Source organism: Mycobacterium sp. 134 (assembly GCF_048282715.1).
GTDB classification, from domain to species: domain Bacteria; phylum Actinomycetota; class Actinomycetes; order Mycobacteriales; family Mycobacteriaceae; genus Mycobacterium; species Mycobacterium septicum.
Map to the genome: position 1 here is coordinate 638,002 of NZ_JBLVUN010000008.1, position 15,781 is coordinate 653,782.

General features: G+C 66.2%; 17 protein-coding genes and 1 riboswitch. Of the genes, 10 read left to right on the plus strand and 7 right to left on the minus strand.

Annotation, left to right across the window (positions count from 1 at the left end; genetic code table 11):
• The first annotated feature begins 28 nt into the window (after window positions 1–28).
• The 6 genes from lysS to ACNQVK_RS07965 all read left to right on the plus strand — a co-directional run bounded on the left by lysS (window position 29) and on the right by ACNQVK_RS07965 (window position 6,694).
• Entirely contained in the window at window positions 29–1,552 is a 1,524-nt protein-coding gene (gene lysS / locus ACNQVK_RS07940; RefSeq protein ID WP_418029082.1) for a lysine--tRNA ligase, read from the plus strand.
• A gap of 118 nt (window positions 1,553–1,670) precedes the next feature.
• A complete protein-coding gene (gene lsr2 / locus ACNQVK_RS07945) occupies window positions 1,671–2,012 on the plus strand; it encodes a histone-like nucleoid-structuring protein Lsr2 (protein ID WP_036442478.1) in 342 nt (113 codons plus the stop codon).
• Between the two features lie 311 nt (window positions 2,013–2,323).
• Complete coding sequence (clpC1, locus tag ACNQVK_RS07950) at window positions 2,324–4,852, plus strand: ATP-dependent protease ATP-binding subunit ClpC (protein WP_418029083.1); 2,529 nt, start codon at window positions 2,324–2,326, stop codon at window positions 4,850–4,852.
• A gap of 101 nt (window positions 4,853–4,953) precedes the next feature.
• A riboswitch (cobalamin riboswitch) is annotated at window positions 4,954–5,068 on the plus strand.
• Window positions 5,069–5,098: 30 nt separating this feature from the next.
• The gene (locus ACNQVK_RS07955; protein ID WP_418029084.1) at window positions 5,099–5,314 is read left to right on the plus strand and encodes a CbtB domain-containing protein; all 216 of its coding nucleotides are present in this window, start codon (window positions 5,099–5,101) and stop codon (window positions 5,312–5,314) included.
• 24 nt (window positions 5,315–5,338) lie between these two features.
• Window positions 5,339–6,136, plus strand: a complete 798-nt coding sequence (locus ACNQVK_RS07960; protein ID WP_418029085.1) for a CbtA family protein — start codon at window positions 5,339–5,341, stop codon at window positions 6,134–6,136.
• A 6-nt stretch (window positions 6,137–6,142) separates the two neighbouring features.
• Entirely contained in the window at window positions 6,143–6,694 is a 552-nt protein-coding gene (locus ACNQVK_RS07965; protein ID WP_418029086.1) for a histidine phosphatase family protein, read from the plus strand.
• 9 nt (window positions 6,695–6,703) lie between these two features.
• Here the strand turns inward: ACNQVK_RS07965 and ACNQVK_RS07970 are convergent, their stop codons facing one another.
• Together ACNQVK_RS07970 and ACNQVK_RS07975 are read right to left on the minus strand one after the other, a co-directional pair.
• The gene (locus tag ACNQVK_RS07970) at window positions 6,704–8,071 is read right to left on the minus strand and encodes a serine hydrolase (protein ID WP_418029087.1); all 1,368 of its coding nucleotides are present in this window, start codon (window positions 8,069–8,071) and stop codon (window positions 6,704–6,706) included.
• Window positions 8,046–8,363 carry an antibiotic biosynthesis monooxygenase family protein gene (locus ACNQVK_RS07975; RefSeq protein ID WP_029108325.1) on the minus strand — a complete coding sequence of 106 codons (318 nt, stop codon included), beginning with the start codon at window positions 8,361–8,363 and terminating at the stop codon, window positions 8,046–8,048. Before ACNQVK_RS07975 ends, ACNQVK_RS07970 begins: the two co-directional genes overlap by 26 nt.
• Before the next feature lie 39 nt (window positions 8,364–8,402).
• Here ACNQVK_RS07975 and ACNQVK_RS07980 point away from each other — a divergent pair, with 39 nt between their 5' ends.
• Window positions 8,403–9,164 carry an alpha/beta fold hydrolase gene (locus ACNQVK_RS07980; RefSeq protein WP_211156256.1) on the plus strand — a complete coding sequence of 254 codons (762 nt, stop codon included), beginning with the start codon at window positions 8,403–8,405 and terminating at the stop codon, window positions 9,162–9,164.
• On the opposite strand, the gene ACNQVK_RS07985 is transcribed toward ACNQVK_RS07980, so the two are convergent.
• On the minus strand, window positions 9,147–9,377 hold the full coding sequence (locus ACNQVK_RS07985) for a hypothetical protein (protein WP_418029088.1): 231 nt from the start codon (window positions 9,375–9,377) through the stop codon (window positions 9,147–9,149). The two genes, ACNQVK_RS07980 and ACNQVK_RS07985, sit on opposite strands and share 18 nt — an antisense overlap.
• Before the next feature lie 71 nt (window positions 9,378–9,448).
• Here ACNQVK_RS07985 and ACNQVK_RS07990 point away from each other — a divergent pair, with 71 nt between their 5' ends.
• Window positions 9,449–10,420 carry a helix-turn-helix domain-containing protein gene (locus ACNQVK_RS07990; protein WP_418029089.1) on the plus strand — a complete coding sequence of 324 codons (972 nt, stop codon included), beginning with the start codon at window positions 9,449–9,451 and terminating at the stop codon, window positions 10,418–10,420.
• A 4-nt stretch (window positions 10,421–10,424) separates the two neighbouring features.
• On the opposite strand, the gene ACNQVK_RS07995 is transcribed toward ACNQVK_RS07990, so the two are convergent.
• Both ACNQVK_RS07995 and ACNQVK_RS08000 read right to left on the minus strand, forming a co-directional pair.
• Entirely contained in the window at window positions 10,425–10,691 is a 267-nt protein-coding gene (locus ACNQVK_RS07995) for a hypothetical protein (protein ID WP_235732636.1), read from the minus strand.
• 100 nt (window positions 10,692–10,791) lie between these two features.
• The gene (locus ACNQVK_RS08000; RefSeq protein ID WP_418029090.1) at window positions 10,792–11,664 is read right to left on the minus strand and encodes an A/G-specific adenine glycosylase; all 873 of its coding nucleotides are present in this window, start codon (window positions 11,662–11,664) and stop codon (window positions 10,792–10,794) included.
• 25 nt (window positions 11,665–11,689) lie between these two features.
• Between ACNQVK_RS08000 and ACNQVK_RS08005 the strand changes: the two genes are divergently transcribed.
• Both ACNQVK_RS08005 and ACNQVK_RS08010 read left to right on the plus strand, forming a co-directional pair.
• Complete coding sequence (locus ACNQVK_RS08005; protein WP_044520849.1) at window positions 11,690–12,310, plus strand: carbonic anhydrase; 621 nt, start codon at window positions 11,690–11,692, stop codon at window positions 12,308–12,310.
• Between the two features lie 99 nt (window positions 12,311–12,409).
• Window positions 12,410–13,177: a hypothetical protein gene (locus ACNQVK_RS08010; protein ID WP_211156253.1), complete on the plus strand. Its 768-nt coding sequence runs from the start codon at window positions 12,410–12,412 to the stop codon at window positions 13,175–13,177.
• A gap of 3 nt (window positions 13,178–13,180) precedes the next feature.
• On the opposite strand, the gene disA is transcribed toward ACNQVK_RS08010, so the two are convergent.
• Complete coding sequence (gene disA, locus ACNQVK_RS08015; RefSeq protein ID WP_418034032.1) at window positions 13,181–14,260, minus strand: DNA integrity scanning diadenylate cyclase DisA; 1,080 nt, start codon at window positions 14,258–14,260, stop codon at window positions 13,181–13,183.
• A 60-nt stretch (window positions 14,261–14,320) separates the two neighbouring features.
• Window positions 14,321–15,727 carry a DNA repair protein RadA gene (gene radA / locus ACNQVK_RS08020; protein ID WP_276130067.1) on the minus strand — a complete coding sequence of 469 codons (1,407 nt, stop codon included), beginning with the start codon at window positions 15,725–15,727 and terminating at the stop codon, window positions 14,321–14,323.
• Window positions 15,728–15,781: the final 54 nt, after the last annotated feature.

A 15,781-nucleotide genomic window follows, 5' to 3' on the forward strand; every position in this document is an offset into this window, starting at 1 on the left:
CCCGCGAGTTCATTTAAGCTGGCATTTTGTGAGCCCAGCCGATCGCGACGACGCGTCCCAGTCCCAGGCCGACCTTCCCGAGCAGTTCCGGATTCGTCAGGCCAAGCGGGAGCGGCTGCTGGCTGAGGGGCGCGAGCCCTATCCGGTCACCGTTCCGCGCACGCATTCGCTGGCCGAACTGCGCAGCGCCTACCCGGACCTGGCCGCCGACACCCAGACCGGCGAGATCGTCGGTGTCACGGGCCGGGTGGTGTTCGCCCGGAATTCCGGCAAGTTGTGCTTCGCGACGCTGCAGGAAGGAGACGGCACCCAGCTGCAGGCCATGATCAGCCTGGCTCAGGTGGGTCAGGAGTCCATCGACGCGTGGAAGGCCGACGTCGACCTCGGCGACATCGTCTTCGTCCACGGCGAGGTGATCAGCTCCAAGCGCGGTGAGCTCTCGGTGCTGGCCGACTCCTGGCAGATGGCGGCCAAGGCCCTGCGGCCCCTGCCCGTTGCTCACAAAGAAATGAGCGAAGAGACCCGGGTGCGTCAGCGCTACGTCGATCTCATCGTGCGCCCGGAGGCGCGCAGCATCGCCCGGCAGCGGGTCGCGGTGGTGCGGGCGGTGCGTTCGGCGCTGGAACGGCGCGGCTTCCTGGAGGTCGAGACGCCGATGCTGCAGACGCTGGCCGGCGGCGCGGCGGCGCGGCCGTTCATCACCCACTCCAATGCGCTCGATGTCGATCTGTACCTGAGGATTGCGCCGGAACTGTTCCTCAAGCGCTGCATCGTCGGCGGTTTTGACCGGGTTTTCGAGTTGAATCGGAACTTTCGAAACGAAGGCGTCGATTCCACACACTCGCCGGAATTCTCGATGTTGGAGACATATCAGGCGTATGGCGACTACAACGATTCCGCGGTAGTCACGCGTGAACTTATTCAAGAAGTTGCCGACGAGGCGATCGGTACGCGTCAAGTGCCATTGCCCGATGGCACTATCTACGATCTCGACGGGCAATGGGACACATTGGAAATGTATCCCTCGCTGTCGGAGGCTCTCGGTGAGGAGATCACTCCCGACACATCAGTTGAGTACTTGTGGCGTATTGCCGACGGGCTCGAGCTGGAGATTCCCCGTGACCGTGGCTACGGGCACGGAAAATTGGTCGAGGAACTCTGGGAGCACACGGTGGGGGAGAAGCTCTGGGCCCCGACGTTCGTCCGCGACTTCCCGGTCGAGACCTCGCCGCTGACCCGGGCTCACCGCAGCATTCCCGGGGTGACCGAGAAATGGGACCTCTACGTACGGCGTTTCGAACTCGCCACGGGATATTCCGAACTCGTCGATCCGGTAATCCAACGGGAACGATTCGAAGCCCAGGCCCGCGCGGCTGCAGCCGGTGATGACGAAGCAATGGTTCTCGACGACGATTTCCTCGCCGCATTGGAGTACGCGATGCCGCCCACCACCGGCACCGGAATGGGTATCGATCGCTTGTTGATGGCGCTGACGGGGTTGTCTATTCGGGAGACGGTTTTGTTCCCGATTGTTCGCCGCCAGACTAACTGAACTGCCGTGATCCACGCGTCGTTGGAAATGTGTGCGTTTTTGTGGCACATTAGGGCGCAGGTGCAGGATACTCAGGCGTAGTCACCAATGCGTATGCAGAAGGGTTCGGTGCGGGGTAATGGCGAAAAAAGTGACCGTCACGCTGGTCGATGATTTCGACGGTGAGGCCACCGCCGATGAGACGGTCGAATTCGGCCTCGATGGTGTCACCTATGAGATCGACCTTTCCTCGAAGAATGCCACCAAGCTACGCAACGACCTGAAGCAGTGGGTGGAGGCCGGACGCCGGGTCGGCGGGCGCCGGCGCGGACGGGCGGCAGGCCCGGCCCGTGGCCGCGGCGCCATCGATCGCGAGCAGAGTGCCGCCATCCGCGAATGGGCCCGCCGCAACGGGCACAACGTGTCGACGCGTGGCCGTATCCCCGCAGACGTCATCGACGCCTTCCACGCCGCCACATAAACGACCGCAACTTAACCGACAGTTGCCAGCTCCGGACCGGTGAGAATTCCCGGTCCGGAGTTTTCGCTAGTGGCGAACCCGAAAGCCGCGATTTTCGGAAACGATTCGCCGACCGGCGGCGTTGCTCATCTGCAGCAGTAGATGTGGACAGCTCGTACTGGGTGCGTCGCCGCCGGAACGGACCGCCAACCTCCGCGCCCGGGACGGCCGCCCATTAGAGTGGACGGTAGGTACACGTGCGGGCTACGAGAAAACCGATAGAACGCAGCCGTACGCGGGTATCGCTAGCGATGGAGAGCAGGTAACCACCGATGTTTGAGAGATTCACCGACCGTGCCCGCAGGGTCGTCGTCCTGGCGCAAGAAGAAGCCCGGATGCTCAACCACAACTACATCGGGACCGAGCACATCCTGTTGGGTCTGATTCACGAGGGCGAGGGCGTAGCCGCCAAGTCGCTGGAGTCGTTGGGCATCTCGCTGGAAGGCGTGCGCAGCCAGGTCGAGGAGATCATCGGCCAGGGACAGCAGGCGCCGTCCGGCCACATCCCCTTCACGCCGCGTGCCAAGAAGGTGCTGGAGCTGTCCCTGCGTGAGGCGCTGCAGCTCGGCCACAACTACATCGGCACCGAGCACATTCTGCTCGGCCTGATCCGTGAGGGCGAGGGCGTGGCCGCGCAGGTGCTGGTCAAGCTCGGCGCCGAGCTGACCCGGGTGCGCCAGCAGGTCATCCAGCTGCTGAGCGGTTACCAGGGCAAGGAGGCCGCCGAGGCCGGTACCGGTGGTCGTGGCGGCGAGTCGGGCAACCCGTCCACCTCGTTGGTCCTCGACCAGTTCGGCCGCAACCTGACCGCCGCCGCCATGGAGGGCAAGCTCGATCCGGTCATCGGCCGTGAGAAGGAAATCGAGCGGGTCATGCAGGTGCTGAGCCGCCGCACCAAGAACAACCCGGTGCTGATCGGCGAGCCCGGCGTCGGCAAGACCGCCGTCGTCGAGGGCCTGGCCCAGGCCATCGTCCACGGCGAGGTCCCCGAGACGCTCAAGGACAAGCAGCTCTACACCCTGGATCTGGGTTCACTGGTCGCGGGCAGCCGTTACCGCGGTGATTTCGAGGAGCGCCTGAAGAAGGTGCTCAAGGAGATCAACACCCGCGGCGACATCATCCTGTTCATCGACGAGCTGCACACGCTCGTGGGTGCGGGTGCTGCCGAGGGCGCGATCGACGCCGCGTCGATCCTGAAGCCGAAGCTGGCCCGTGGCGAGCTGCAGACCATCGGTGCGACCACCCTCGACGAGTACCGCAAGTACATCGAGAAGGACGCCGCCCTGGAGCGCCGGTTCCAGCCGGTCCAGGTGGGTGAGCCGACGGTCGAGCACACCATCGAGATCCTCAAGGGTCTGCGTGACCGCTACGAGGCGCACCACCGCGTCTCGATCACCGACGGTGCGCTGGTGGCCGCGGCCACCCTGGCCGACCGGTACATCAACGACCGGTTCCTGCCGGACAAGGCGATCGACCTGATCGACGAGGCCGGCGCCCGGATGCGTATCCGCCGGATGACCGCTCCGCCAGACCTGCGCGAGTTCGACGAGAAGATCGCCGACGCGCGCCGGGAGAAGGAGTCCGCGATCGACGCGCAGGACTTCGAGAAGGCCGCGAGCCTGCGCGATCGGGAGAAGACCCTGGTTGCTCAGCGCGGTGAGCGTGAGAAGCAGTGGCGCTCAGGCGATCTCGACGTTGTCGCCGAGGTCGATGACGAGCAGATCGCCGAGGTGCTCGGCAACTGGACCGGCATCCCGGTGTTCAAGCTGACCGAGGCCGAGACCACGCGCCTGCTGCGCATGGAAGACGAGCTGCACAAGCGGATCATCGGCCAGGAGGACGCCGTCAAGGCCGTCTCCAAGGCGATCCGGCGTACCCGCGCCGGCCTGAAGGACCCGAAGCGTCCGTCCGGTTCGTTCATCTTCGCCGGCCCGTCCGGTGTCGGTAAGACCGAGCTGTCCAAGGCGCTGGCCAACTTCCTGTTCGGCGACGACGATGCGCTCATCCAGATCGACATGGGCGAGTTCCACGACCGCTTCACCGCGTCGCGGCTGTTCGGTGCCCCTCCGGGCTACGTCGGCTACGAAGAGGGCGGCCAGCTCACCGAGAAGGTGCGTCGCAAGCCGTTCTCGGTCGTGCTGTTCGACGAGATCGAGAAGGCCCACCAGGAGATCTACAACAGCCTGTTGCAGGTCTTGGAGGACGGACGTCTCACCGACGGTCAGGGCCGCACGGTCGACTTCAAGAACACGGTGTTGATCTTCACCTCGAACCTGGGAACCTCCGACATCAGCAAGGCTGTCGGACTCGGCTTCAGCCAGGGCGGCGGGGAGAACAACTACGAGCGGATGAAGCAGAAGGTCAACGACGAGCTCAAGAAGCACTTCCGGCCGGAGTTCCTCAACCGCATCGATGACATCATCGTGTTCCACCAGCTGACGCAGGACGAGATCATCCAGATGGTCGACCTGATGATCGGCCGGGTCGGAAACCAGCTCAAGGCCAAGGACATGGCCATGGAGCTGACCGACAAGGCCAAGGCCCTGCTGGCCAAGCGTGGCTTCGATCCGGTGCTCGGTGCCCGCCCGCTGCGGCGCACCATCCAGCGCGAGATCGAGGACCAGCTCTCGGAGAAGATCCTCTTCGAAGAGCTCGGCCCGGGCCAGCTGGTTACGGTCGATGTCGAGGGCTGGGACGGCGAAAGCGCCGGCGAGGACGCGAAGTTCACGTTCTCCGGTGCGCCCAAGGCTGCCGGCTCCGACGGTCCGGATCTGGCCAAGGCCGGAGCCACGGCCGAATAGTCGCCTCCGGCGACGAAGCGCAATAAGGTCCAAGACGAAAAATGCCCCCGCCGCAATGGCGGGGGCATTTTTCATGCCGGTTTCATACCTGCCGATGAGAGAACTCCTGCGCGGTGGTTAGGATGCTGCTGTAATCGACAGGCAAAGGAACCTGGTGAGAATCCAGGACGGCCGCGCCACTGTTAACAGTCAGACCCTGACCTGTCACGAACGGACTGGGACGCGAATTCCCGGAAAGGAACCCCGATGACTACTCCTGAGGCGCGTAACAGCCGGGTGGGCGCGATCGACCTGTCTGCGGCCAGTGCGGTGGCCTGGTTGTCCTTGACGGCGTTTTTCGCGCTGGTCATCCTGTACTTCGTCGGCGTCGACCAGGGTGCCACCTCGGTTTTCGGGGACAACATGTACATCCACGAGTTCGTGCACGACGCCCGGCACCTGCTCGGTTTCCCCTGCCACTGACCTGACGCTGGGGATAACAGAACAATGGAAAAACATGTCATCTGGCGCGGCGTACTCGCCGGCGCCCTAGCTGGTCTTTTCGCGTTCGTGTGGTCGAAGATTTTCATCGAACCCATCGTCGGCCGCGCCATCGATTTCGAGGACGGCACTGCGGCGGCCCATGAGGCGATGTCTGTGGCACATGGTGGCCACAGCCATGGTGAAGAGGGTGGTGAGCTCTTCAGTCGCGGTATCCAGTCCAACATCGGCATGGGATTCGGTGTGCTGCTGTTCAGCATCGCGATGGGCGCACTGTTCGCCGTGGTGTTCTGTGTGGCATACGGCCGGCTCAACAACCTGTCGGCCCGCACGCTGTCCGTGCTCATCGCCGGCGGCATGCTGATCTCGCTGTGGATCGTGCCTTCGCTCAAGTATCCGCCGAATCCTCCGGCCACGAGCCTCGATGAGACGATCACGCAGCGGGCGCTGCTGTACCTGTTGATGGTCGGCCTGTCGGCGCTGTTGATGGTCGCCGCGGCATATCTCGGTCATCAACTGGCACCGAAGCTCGGTGCCTGGAATGCGACCCTCGCCGGGGTTGCGGCATACATCGTCGCGGTGACCGTGCTGATGCTGATCCTGCCCACGATCGACGAGACACCCGGTCCGTTGCGGGATGATGCCGGCGCCATCGTGTTCCCGGGTTTCCCGGCGGTTGATCTCTACGAGTTCCGGCTCTATGGCCTGGGCACCCAAGTGATCATCTGGGCGACGATCGGACTTGTCAGCGCGGCATCTCTTTCTCGGTTGCTGGATGAGAAGAAGCAGTCCGTCACCGCGTGAGTTCCAGTGAGTGAGGTCGTCCGGCTGACGTTGGTGTCGCACGCCATGACCGACGCCACCGCTGCCGGACGATTTCCCACCGACGAGCCGCTGAACCCGCTGGGCCACCGCCAGGCCGATGCGACCGTCGAACTGGGCGTCATCGACGCCGCGTATTGCGGGCCGGAGAAACGGGTCCGCCAGACCGCCGAGCTGCTGGGCCTGTCAGCGGTGGTCGAACCCCAACTGGCCGATCTGGACTTCGGCAGCTGGCGCGGGGGTGTGCTGGGCGGGGTGCTGCCCGCGGACCTGGCGGTCTGGCTGACCGATCCGACCCGGGCGCCGCACGGCGGCGAATCCGTCGTCGGTCTCGTCAACCGGGTTCATCGCTGGATGGACGGTCTGGTCTCGACGCGCGGGCGGCTGGTCGCGGTGACCCACCCGGCGGTGATCCGGGCGGCCATCCTCGTCGCGCTGGACGCCCCGGCAAAGTCGTTCTGGCGCATCGACATCGCGCCACTCAGCCGCACCGTGATGCATTTCCGCGGCCAGGCCTGGACCTTGCGGAGCAGCAACTAGTCCGCGGCCCTACTGTCCGACCGGCGCCATGGCGAACGCCCGCTTGGCGATCTGCAGCAACCAGCCTGCGGCAGTGGGGCTACGGAACTTCGGCCAGTTCAGCTGAAAACTGAACACCCATGGCTGCCCCGTGTAGTCCACCGCGTACCAGCTGAAGGTCAGGTCGCCGGGAAGGTTGCCGCCCTTGGCGCCGATGTAGTTCCACTTCGCCGGATCGGGGTCGATTCCGGGCAGCGCCGAGAGGATGTCCTTCACCGGCGCGGCCGGCCCGAACGCGGAGGCCTGCAGGGCGGCATGCACCCGGCAGATGTCGGCGGCGCTGGCGAACCACTCCAGGCCGTCATTGGAGGCCGGGGTGTGGGTGCGATACGGATCCGGTTCGTAGGGGCGGGAATTGGTCTGCTGCAGCAGTGCCACTCGATCGGTGGGTGAGGCGTTCTTCCACTGATCGCGCAGGTTCGGCTCGCCCCAGCCGACCGAGAACACTTCGTGCATGGTCGGGAACGGGGTCATGCTGGCCGGATCGTGGTGACCCGCGGTGACCAGTGCGCGTTCCACCGCGGCGGGGCCCATCCGCTCGATCAGCAGGTCGGTGGCCATGTTGTCACTGGCCGAGATCATCTGCTGGGCGGCGGTCCGCACGGTGATCTGAGCGCCGGGGGGAAGCTTGTCCAGCCCGGCCGAGCCGAGCTTCTTGCCTTCCTTGGTGATCGTCAGGTGATCGTCCCACTTGAGCGTGCCGGCTTTGACCGAATCCGAAACCGCAAGCAGTACGTACAGTTTGAAGATCGAAGCCAGCGGCAGCGACATGTCGGTGTTGGTGCCGGCGACCTGCTCGCACTTGCCGTTGTTCACCTTGGACACCCGGTAGGAGTAGCGCGCTCCCGACTTGGTCAGCTCGGTGTCGATGTCGGACCACTTGTCGATCTTCGGCGGCACCAGGTTGACCTCGAACCGGTCCACCAGACCGACATCGTTGGTCCGCAGTTCGATGTCCTGGGCCACGTTGTAGGACGTCAGTACGTGCAACGTGGCCTGCGCGGCCCCGATGTCCACCGAGGTGACCTTGAACGGGCGGTCCCACCAGATGGAGTCCATCTTGGTCCCGACCAGGTCGACCTTCTCGGGTGCGGCCAGGGTGCGCACCCCGATCGGGCCGATCGGCCAGTCGGAGTTGAGCATGTCCATGGTCTGCTTGGCGCGCAGACCCGGCGGGGTGATGGTGTCGATGTGCGCGCCGTAGGACACTTCGGCCGCGGGCGCGACGTTCGGCGAACAGCCACAAGCCAGGGCCGCGGCGACCGCTGCGATGGCCGTCAGGCCGACCGTGCGGTGCAGCGTCCGGCCGCGGCTACGCCTGGGCAGCGGGCCCTGCAACGTCCAGCACAACCTCGAACTCCAGCAGCGATGCGCCGGTGGCCACAGGCTTTGCCTGCTGGCCCTTGTGCGCCTCGACAGCAGGGCCCGAAGCCCAGGCCTGGAAGGCCTCTTCGGTTTCCCACTGCGTCACCACGAAGTAGCGGTCTTCGCCCTTGACCGGGCGCAGCAACTGGAAGCCCAGGAAGCCGGGCTGACTGTCGACGGCGTGTGCACGGTTCGCGAACCGCTTCTCCAGTTCCGGGCCGGCGTTGGGCGGGACCTCGATGGCGTTGATCTTCACGACGGGCATGGTGTTCAGGCTACCGCGACTGCCCGGCAAGATAACGGGATGGTCACAGATCTGCTCACCCATAGAGGGGGGCGCGGCGAGCCCATCGTCCTGGTGCACGGGCTGATGGGTCGCGGCAGCACTTGGTCGCGCCAATTGCCCTGGTTGGCTGGGCTGGGCGAGGTCTACACCTATGACGCACCGTGGCACCGCGGGCGCGACGTGGTCGATCCGTATCCGATCAGCACCGAGCGTTTCGTCGCGGACCTGGGTGACGCCGTGGCAGGTCTCGGGCGGCCGGTGATGCTGGTGGGGCATTCGATGGGTGCGTTGCACTCGTGGTGTCTGGCCGCCGCCCGCCCCGAACTGGCCCGCGCGGTGGTGGTGGAGGACATGGCCCCGGATTTCCGGGGACGCACCACCGGGCCGTGGGAGCCGTGGGTGCACGCCCTTCCGGTCGAATTCGGCTCGGCACAAGAGGTTTACGACGAGTTCGGGCCGGTCGCGGGCCAGTACTTCCTTGAGGCGTTCGACCGAACGCCCACCGGCTGGCGGCTGCACGGGTACCCGCAGTGGTGGCTGGACATCGCTGCCCAGTGGGGCACGCGGGACTACTGGCAGCAGTGGCGCGACGTGCGGGTACCGACCCTGCTCATGGAGGCGGGCAACTCGGTGGCGCCGCCGGGGCAGATGCGCCGGATGGCCGAGATCGGGAAGGACACCAGGTATCTGCACGTACCCGGCGCGGGGCACCTGATCCACGACGATGCGCCCGAGGTGTACCGCGAAGCCGTGACGGAGTTTCTAACGGCGCTCGCCTAGGACACCTGCGCTCGGCCAGGACGGCTGGTGTTCGAACCGGCTGCGTATCACGTCGAGGTCGTGGCCGGCGCGATACGTCTCGTAGTCGGGCTGGTTGATGTCGAACAGGTCGAGGCGGAACCGCAGGACATTGCCGCGCCGCGCCGCCCAGCCCACTGCCGCGGCGACCGCGAAGGGTGAGATGAGGATGATCAGAGCGAGTGCAATAGTCATGGCAGTAATGCTCGTCGGGGAAATATTCAGCCAACAGTGGCAGCGCTGACACCTTACGATAAAATGCTGCCATGCTGAGAAGCGTCTCCACGCTGGTGCTGGACGGTCTGGCCGTTTTCGAGTTCGGCGTCATCTGCGAGGTTTTCGGGATCGACCGGTCGGCCGACGGTGTACCCAACTTCGACTTCAAAGTGTGCGGACCCGAACCGGGCAAGCCGCTGCGGACTTCGGTCGGGGCAACCCTGACCCCCGAGCATGGGCTCGATGCCCTCCAGGGCGCCGACCTGGTGGCGATCCCCGCAATAGGGGGCACCGGATACCTGCCGGAGGCGTTGGAGGCCGTGCGGGCCGCTGCCGACGCGGGCTCGATCATCCTGACGGTGTGCTCGGGCGCGTTCCTCGCCGGCGCGGCGGGTCTGTTGGACGGCAGGCCGTGCACCACGCACTGGATGCACGCAGACGCCTTGGCTCGCAAATATCCCACCGCCAAGGTGGACCGGAATGTCCTGTTCGTCGACGACGGCAATCTGATCACCAGCGCAGGCACGGCGGCGGGCATCGACGCGTGCCTGCACCTGGTTCGCCGCGAACTCGGCAGCGAGGTGACCAACAAGATCGCCCGGCGAATGGTGGTCCCGCCGCAGCGCGATGGTGGGCAACGTCAGTTCATCGATCAGCCGATTCCGGTCAGGTGTTCGGAAGGCTTTGCGCCGCATCTGGATTGGATCATAGGCAATCTGGACAAGCCGCACACGGTGACGACGTTGGCCAGGCGATCGGCGATGTCCACGCGCACCTTCGCCCGCCGGTTCGTCGAGGAGACCGGCACGACCCCCATGCAGTGGATCACCGATCAGCGGGTGCTGTACGCGCGCAGGCTGCTGGAGGAGTCCGACCTGGACATCGACCGGATCGCCGGGCAGGCGGGGTTCGGCACCGCAACGCTGCTGCGCCATCACTTCCGCCGGCTGATCGGCGTGACGCCCTCGGACTACCGGCGTCAATTCGCCTGTGGTGTAGACGAAGACGCTGTCATCGCGTGATGGCTCAGCCGTCGGGCTGGCAGGCCACGTTGACGTACACCGTGGTGTGCTGAGTCGAATCGATCCGGTAGCCGTCCTCGTTGATGTTGGAGTCGGCCAGTCCGTGCACCCCGGTCACCCGGCAATTCGACAGGGCCGTATTGGCGTTCGAGTTGATCTGCACGTGATAGCCCCGGCTCTGCAGGTCGCGCACCGTGTCGGCCGCCGAACCGGTACCGGAAGGTGCGGCGTTGGCTGTCGCCGCGAGGCCCAGCCCCATACCCAGACCCATTGCCGTACATGCAAACGTCGCTAAGAATTTGCTTGACATGAATCCGTTCTATGTGATGTGCGGCCCAAATGGTGTGCCGCGCACCGGATTCATGCCGATCTCATGGAATTTCGCCTTCGCCGGCGAGTGCGAACCGGCCGTCCATAGTTTGCTCGACGAGGCCGTCGACCAGTAGCGAGTCCAGTGCGCGATCCCGTTGTGCGGTATCGGTGAGCCAGGCCACGTCCAGCTGCGCACGGGTGACCGGAGAACTGCTGTCGCGCAGGACATCCAGCAGCTTGCCGCGCACCTGCCGATCGGTTCCGGCGTAGCGCTGCACCTTTCGGGTCATCGTGCCCTCCGGATACCCGGCCGACCGCCACCGGCAGTGGCTCAGCGGGCAGCAGCCGCACTGCGGCGCGCGGGCCGTGCACACCACCGCGCCCAGCTCCATCAGGGCGGCCGAGAAGGTCGGTGCGGTGGCGTCGTCAGGCAGCAGCGCGGCGACATCGTCGAGGTCGCGGGCACGGGCGGGTGCATCGGCCTGCCCACGCAAGACCCTGGTGACCACACGGCGCACGTTGGTGTCGACGACCGGAACGCTGGCCGAGTAGGCGAAGCAGGCCACGGCTCGCGCGGTGTAGGCGCCGATGCCGGGCAGGGTCAGCAGGGTCTCGACGTCGGTGGGCACCTCGTCGCCGTATTCGCCTGCGATCACCACCGCGCATTCGTGCAGACGTTTGGCCCGCCGCGGGTAGCCCAGCTTGCCCCAGGCCCGCAGCACCTCGGCCGACCCGGCGGCCGCCGTCGCGGACGGGGTGGGCCACCGGTCGATCCAGGCCAGCCAGATCGGCTCGACCCGGGCCACCGGTGTTTGCTGCAGCATGAACTCGCTGACCAGGATCTGCCAGGCGGTCACCCCTTGTCGGCGCCACGGCAGGTCCCTCTGGGCGTCTGTGTACCAGCTGACGAGCTGCTCCGCGTCGATGCTCATCGGCATCTCATGCAAAATGGCTGATATGCCCAATTCGAATCCCGTGTCCGCTTGGAAGGCACTCAAGGACGGTAACGCCCGCTTCGTCGCCGGCGAACCGCAGCACCCCAGCCAGGACATCGCCCGTCGAGCAAAGCTGACCCACGGGCAGAAGCCCACCGCCGTGGTGTTCGGCTGCGGCGACAGCCGCGTTGCCGCGGAGTTGCTGTTCGACCAGGGTCTGGGCGACATGTTCGTGGTGCGCACCGCCGGCCACGTCATCGACAACGCGGTGCTTGGCTCGATCGAGTACGCGGTGTCGATCCTGGAGGTGCCGCTGATCGTGGTCCTGGGCCATGACAGCTGCGGCGCGGTCAAGGCCGCCATCACCGCCCTCGACGAGGGGCAGGTGCCCGGCGGCTACGTGCGCGACATCGTGGAGCGGGTGACCCCGTCGATCCTGATGGGTCGTCACGCCGGCCTGAACCGGGTCGACGAGTTCGAGGCCTACCACGTCAAGGAGACGGTCAACCAGCTGCAGATGCGGTCGGCCGCCATCTCCAATGGTCTGGCCGCAGGTACGCAGGCCATCGTCGGCGCCACCTACCACCTGTCGGACGGTCACGTGGAGCTGCGCAGCCATCTCGGCAACATCGGCGAAGCCTGAGAATTTCGCTGCGCACGTGAGGAGCGAAACAGCTTCAGTGCTCCGACACGCCGAGTCGCCTCGGACAACTGTGCATGACCTGGGCTTACCGTGAAAGCCGTGTTGGATCTCGAACCTCATGGGCCGCTGCCCTCGCAGATTTACTGGCGGCGCAGGGCGCTGGCCATCGGAATCGCGGTGGTCGTCGTGGGGATCATCGCCGCGATCGTCGCGGTGATCGTGACCAGCAGCTCTGGAGCCGAGACAAAGTCCACCGACGCGTCTGCCACGGCCGCACCGCCGACGCCGCTGCCGGGGGAGAACCCCGAGGTCAAGACCCCGGTGGTGCCCCCGGCTCAGCACGCGCCGCCGCCGACGGCCACGCCGACCGCCGCGGTGACCCCGCCGCCGCTGCTCAAAGAGGGCGACGACTGCCCGGATTCGACGCTCGCGGTCAAGGGCATCACCAGCCAGCCCGAGTACGTCGTGGGCGATCAGCCGAAGTTCACCATGGTCGTGACCAACATCGGCCTGGTGGCCTGCAAACGTGACGTGGGCGCCGCGGTACTGGCCGCCTACGTGTACTCACTGGACAACAACCGGCTCTGGTCCAACCTGGACTGCGCGCCGTCCAACGAAACGCTGGTGAAGACCTTCAACCCGGGTGAACAGGTGACCACCGAGGTGACCTGGACCGGCATGGGATCGGGGCCGCAGTGCCCGATGCCGCGTCAGCCGATCGGGCCCGGCACCTACAACCTGATGGTGCAGCTCGGCAATCTGAGATCGGCGCCGGTGCCGTTCATACTGGCCCAACCCAATCCGCAGCTGCCCGGGCCGCCCCCGGAGGGTGCAGCGCCGGCTGATCCGGCCGCGCCGGGTAACTGACGTTCAGGCGAGCCGGTCGGCGATCGTCGACTCGGCGAGCAGGGACAGTCCCTCACGGATGTGCCGGGCCCACATCGACCCGATTCCGTCGACCGACTGCAGATCGTCCGCGCTGGCGGCCAGCAGCCCCTGCAATGAGCCGAACGAGCGGACGAGCAGATCGACGTGGGCGAACTGCAGTCGCGGTATCCCCGCCATGGCGCGGTAGCCGCGTGAGCTCATCGCCGAATCCTGCGCCTCGGAAGTCGAGGGATAACCGTAAACCCTTGCCAGCGTTGTGAAGTCAAGTAGTTCGCTGTCGGTGAGGGCGTCCAGCTCGTCCAGCGTCGCGCCGACCTGAGCGGCGGTCGGCGGGTCCGGCAGCGCGTGGTAGTCCCGCACGATCAGCTCGCGCGCGGCCTCGTTGTCGCCCACGAGTTCGTCGAGCTGCAGTTTGAGCTGGCGTCCGTCGGTGCCGAGTTCGACGACGTCGGCGTCGATCTCAAGGCTGATCCGGCGCACCATCTCCAGACGCTGCACCACGGTCATGACGTCGCGCAGCGTCACGAAATCTTCGATCTCGGCGGTGGACAGCTGCTTGCTGACCTCGTCGAGCCTGCCCTTGTAGCGCTCCAGCGTCGCGATGGTCTGGTTGGCCCGCGACAGGATGGTCGCCGAATCGGGCACCACATGCCGCTCCCCGGCGACGTAGACCGTCACGATGCTCATCGAATGGCTCACGGAGATCACCGGATAGCCCGTCTGGATGGCGGTGCGCTCGGCCGAACGGTGGCGGGTACCGGATTCGTCGGTGGGTATCGACGGATCCGGCACCAACTGGACGTTGGCCCGCACGATCCGGCTGCCGTCGCTGGACAGCACCACCGCGCCGTCCATCTTCGACAGCTCACGCAGCCGGGTGGGGGCGTAACGCACGTCCAGGGCGAACCCGCCGTCACAGATGGTTTCCACGCTGTCGTCGTAACCCAGCACGATCAGCGCGCCCGTCTTGCCGCGCAGGATGCGTTCCAGGCCGTCGCGCAACGGGGTGCCGGGCGCCAGCCGGCCGAGGGTTTCTCGTAGCGTCGGCCGAGCCAGATGCACCACGGTGCGGCTGGTCCTGGCGCCGGAGTTCACGGCCATCGGTTCTCCTAGGGTCGGCCGCTATTGTCCATGCTGTCCGCGATTGCTGGCAATCGCGATGTCTTTGAGTGCCCGTAATGCCGCCCCGATGTGATCGACGGTGATGACGCGCAACCCCGCGGGTGCACTGGTGGCCCCGGGCGGCACCACGGCAATGTTGAAGCCCAGCCGGGCGGCCTCGGCCAGCCGGCGATCCATGCCCGTGACCCGGCGCAGATCGCCGACCAGCCCCACCTCGCCGATAACCACCGCGTTCATCGGCAACGCGATGTCGAGATAGCCCGACGCGATGGCGACCGCCACGGCCAGGTCCGAGGACGGATCGGTCAGCCGCATGCCGCCGACGGTGGACAGGTAGATGTCGTTGTTGCCGATCGGCAGGCTGCAGCGGGTCTGCAGCACCGCGCCGATCATCGCCGCACGGGCCGAATCGATCCCGCTGACCACCCGCCGGGGAGGCCCCACGGGCGGGGCGACGAGCGCCTGTACCTCACCGATCATCGGTCGCTTGCCGTCGAGGGTGACCGTGATGGCGGTGCCGGGAACCGCTGCCGGGCGCTGGTCCAGGAACAGTCCGGACGGATCGCTGACACACTCGATTCCGTTGTCGTGCATCTGAAAACAGCCGACCTCGTCGGCGGCGCCGAACCGGTTCTTGACCCCGCGCACCATGCGCAGGCTCGACGCGTGATCACCTTCGAAGTGCAGCACCACGTCGACCAGATGCTCCAGGGAACGCGGGCCCGCGATGGCGCCGTCCTTGGTCACGTGCCCGACCAGGATCATGGCCACGGCCGGGTCTCCGACGGCGGTCTTGGCGTGGCCCGTCAGCGCCGTGGTCACCGCACGCACCTGGGTGACCCCTCCGGTCACGCCGTCGGCCTCGGTGGTGGACATGGTCTGCACCGAATCGACGATCACCAGGCTCGGTTTGACCTCCTCGATGTGACCGAGAGCGATCTGCAGGTCGGATTCGCCTGCCAGATAGACGTTCTCGTGCGTACAGCCGGTGCGTTCGGCGCGCAGCCGGATCTGGCCCGCGGACTCCTCGCCGGACAGGTACAGCGCCCGTCGGCCGGTGTGCGCCCAGCGGTTGGCGACCTCCAGGAGCAGGGTGGACTTGCCAACGCCGGGTTCACCGGCCAGCAGCGTGACCGAACCGGCCACCAGGCCGCCGCCGAGGACCCGGTCCAGTTCGGTGACGCCGGTCGCGTAGTGCCGGGTGATTCCGGGGTCGATCGAGGTGATCGGAACCGCGGGTGAGGTCGGGGCCACCGAGCGGCGGACCGATCCGCCCACAGAGGCGAGCACCGCTACTTCGTCGACCGTGCCCCAGGTGCCGCAATTGGCGCAGCGGCCCACCCATTTGGGTGTGGAGTGCTGACATTCCGAGCAGCGGTATTGCGAACGTACTTTCGAACCGGCCACGCCGTGACAGTAGCGGTCGGCCCCGACATCGGCGGTGTGCACGCGCCGGACGGG

Excerpts from the sequence above, each read along its gene's own strand:
- lsr2 (WP_036442478.1), top strand. The coding sequence starts at position 1,671 with ATGGCGAAAAAAGTGACCGTCACGCTGGTCGATGATTTCGACGGTGAG.
- clpC1 (WP_418029083.1), top strand. The coding sequence starts at position 2,324 with ATGTTTGAGAGATTCACCGACCGTGCCCGCAGGGTCGTCGTCCTGGCG.
- ACNQVK_RS07955 (WP_418029084.1), top strand. The coding sequence starts at position 5,099 with ATGACTACTCCTGAGGCGCGTAACAGCCGGGTGGGCGCGATCGACCTG.
- ACNQVK_RS07960 (WP_418029085.1), top strand. The coding sequence starts at position 5,339 with ATGGAAAAACATGTCATCTGGCGCGGCGTACTCGCCGGCGCCCTAGCT.
- ACNQVK_RS07975 (WP_029108325.1), bottom strand. The coding sequence starts at position 8,363 with ATGCCCGTCGTGAAGATCAACGCCATCGAGGTCCCGCCCAACGCCGGC.
- ACNQVK_RS07980 (WP_211156256.1), top strand. The coding sequence starts at position 8,403 with ATGGTCACAGATCTGCTCACCCATAGAGGGGGGCGCGGCGAGCCCATC.
- ACNQVK_RS07985 (WP_418029088.1), bottom strand. The coding sequence starts at position 9,377 with ATGACTATTGCACTCGCTCTGATCATCCTCATCTCACCCTTCGCGGTC.
- ACNQVK_RS07990 (WP_418029089.1), top strand. The coding sequence starts at position 9,449 with ATGCTGAGAAGCGTCTCCACGCTGGTGCTGGACGGTCTGGCCGTTTTC.
- ACNQVK_RS07995 (WP_235732636.1), bottom strand. The coding sequence starts at position 10,691 with ATGGGTCTGGGTATGGGGCTGGGCCTCGCGGCGACAGCCAACGCCGCA.
- ACNQVK_RS08000 (WP_418029090.1), bottom strand. The coding sequence starts at position 11,664 with ATGAGCATCGACGCGGAGCAGCTCGTCAGCTGGTACACAGACGCCCAG.
- ACNQVK_RS08005 (WP_044520849.1), top strand. The coding sequence starts at position 11,690 with ATGCCCAATTCGAATCCCGTGTCCGCTTGGAAGGCACTCAAGGACGGT.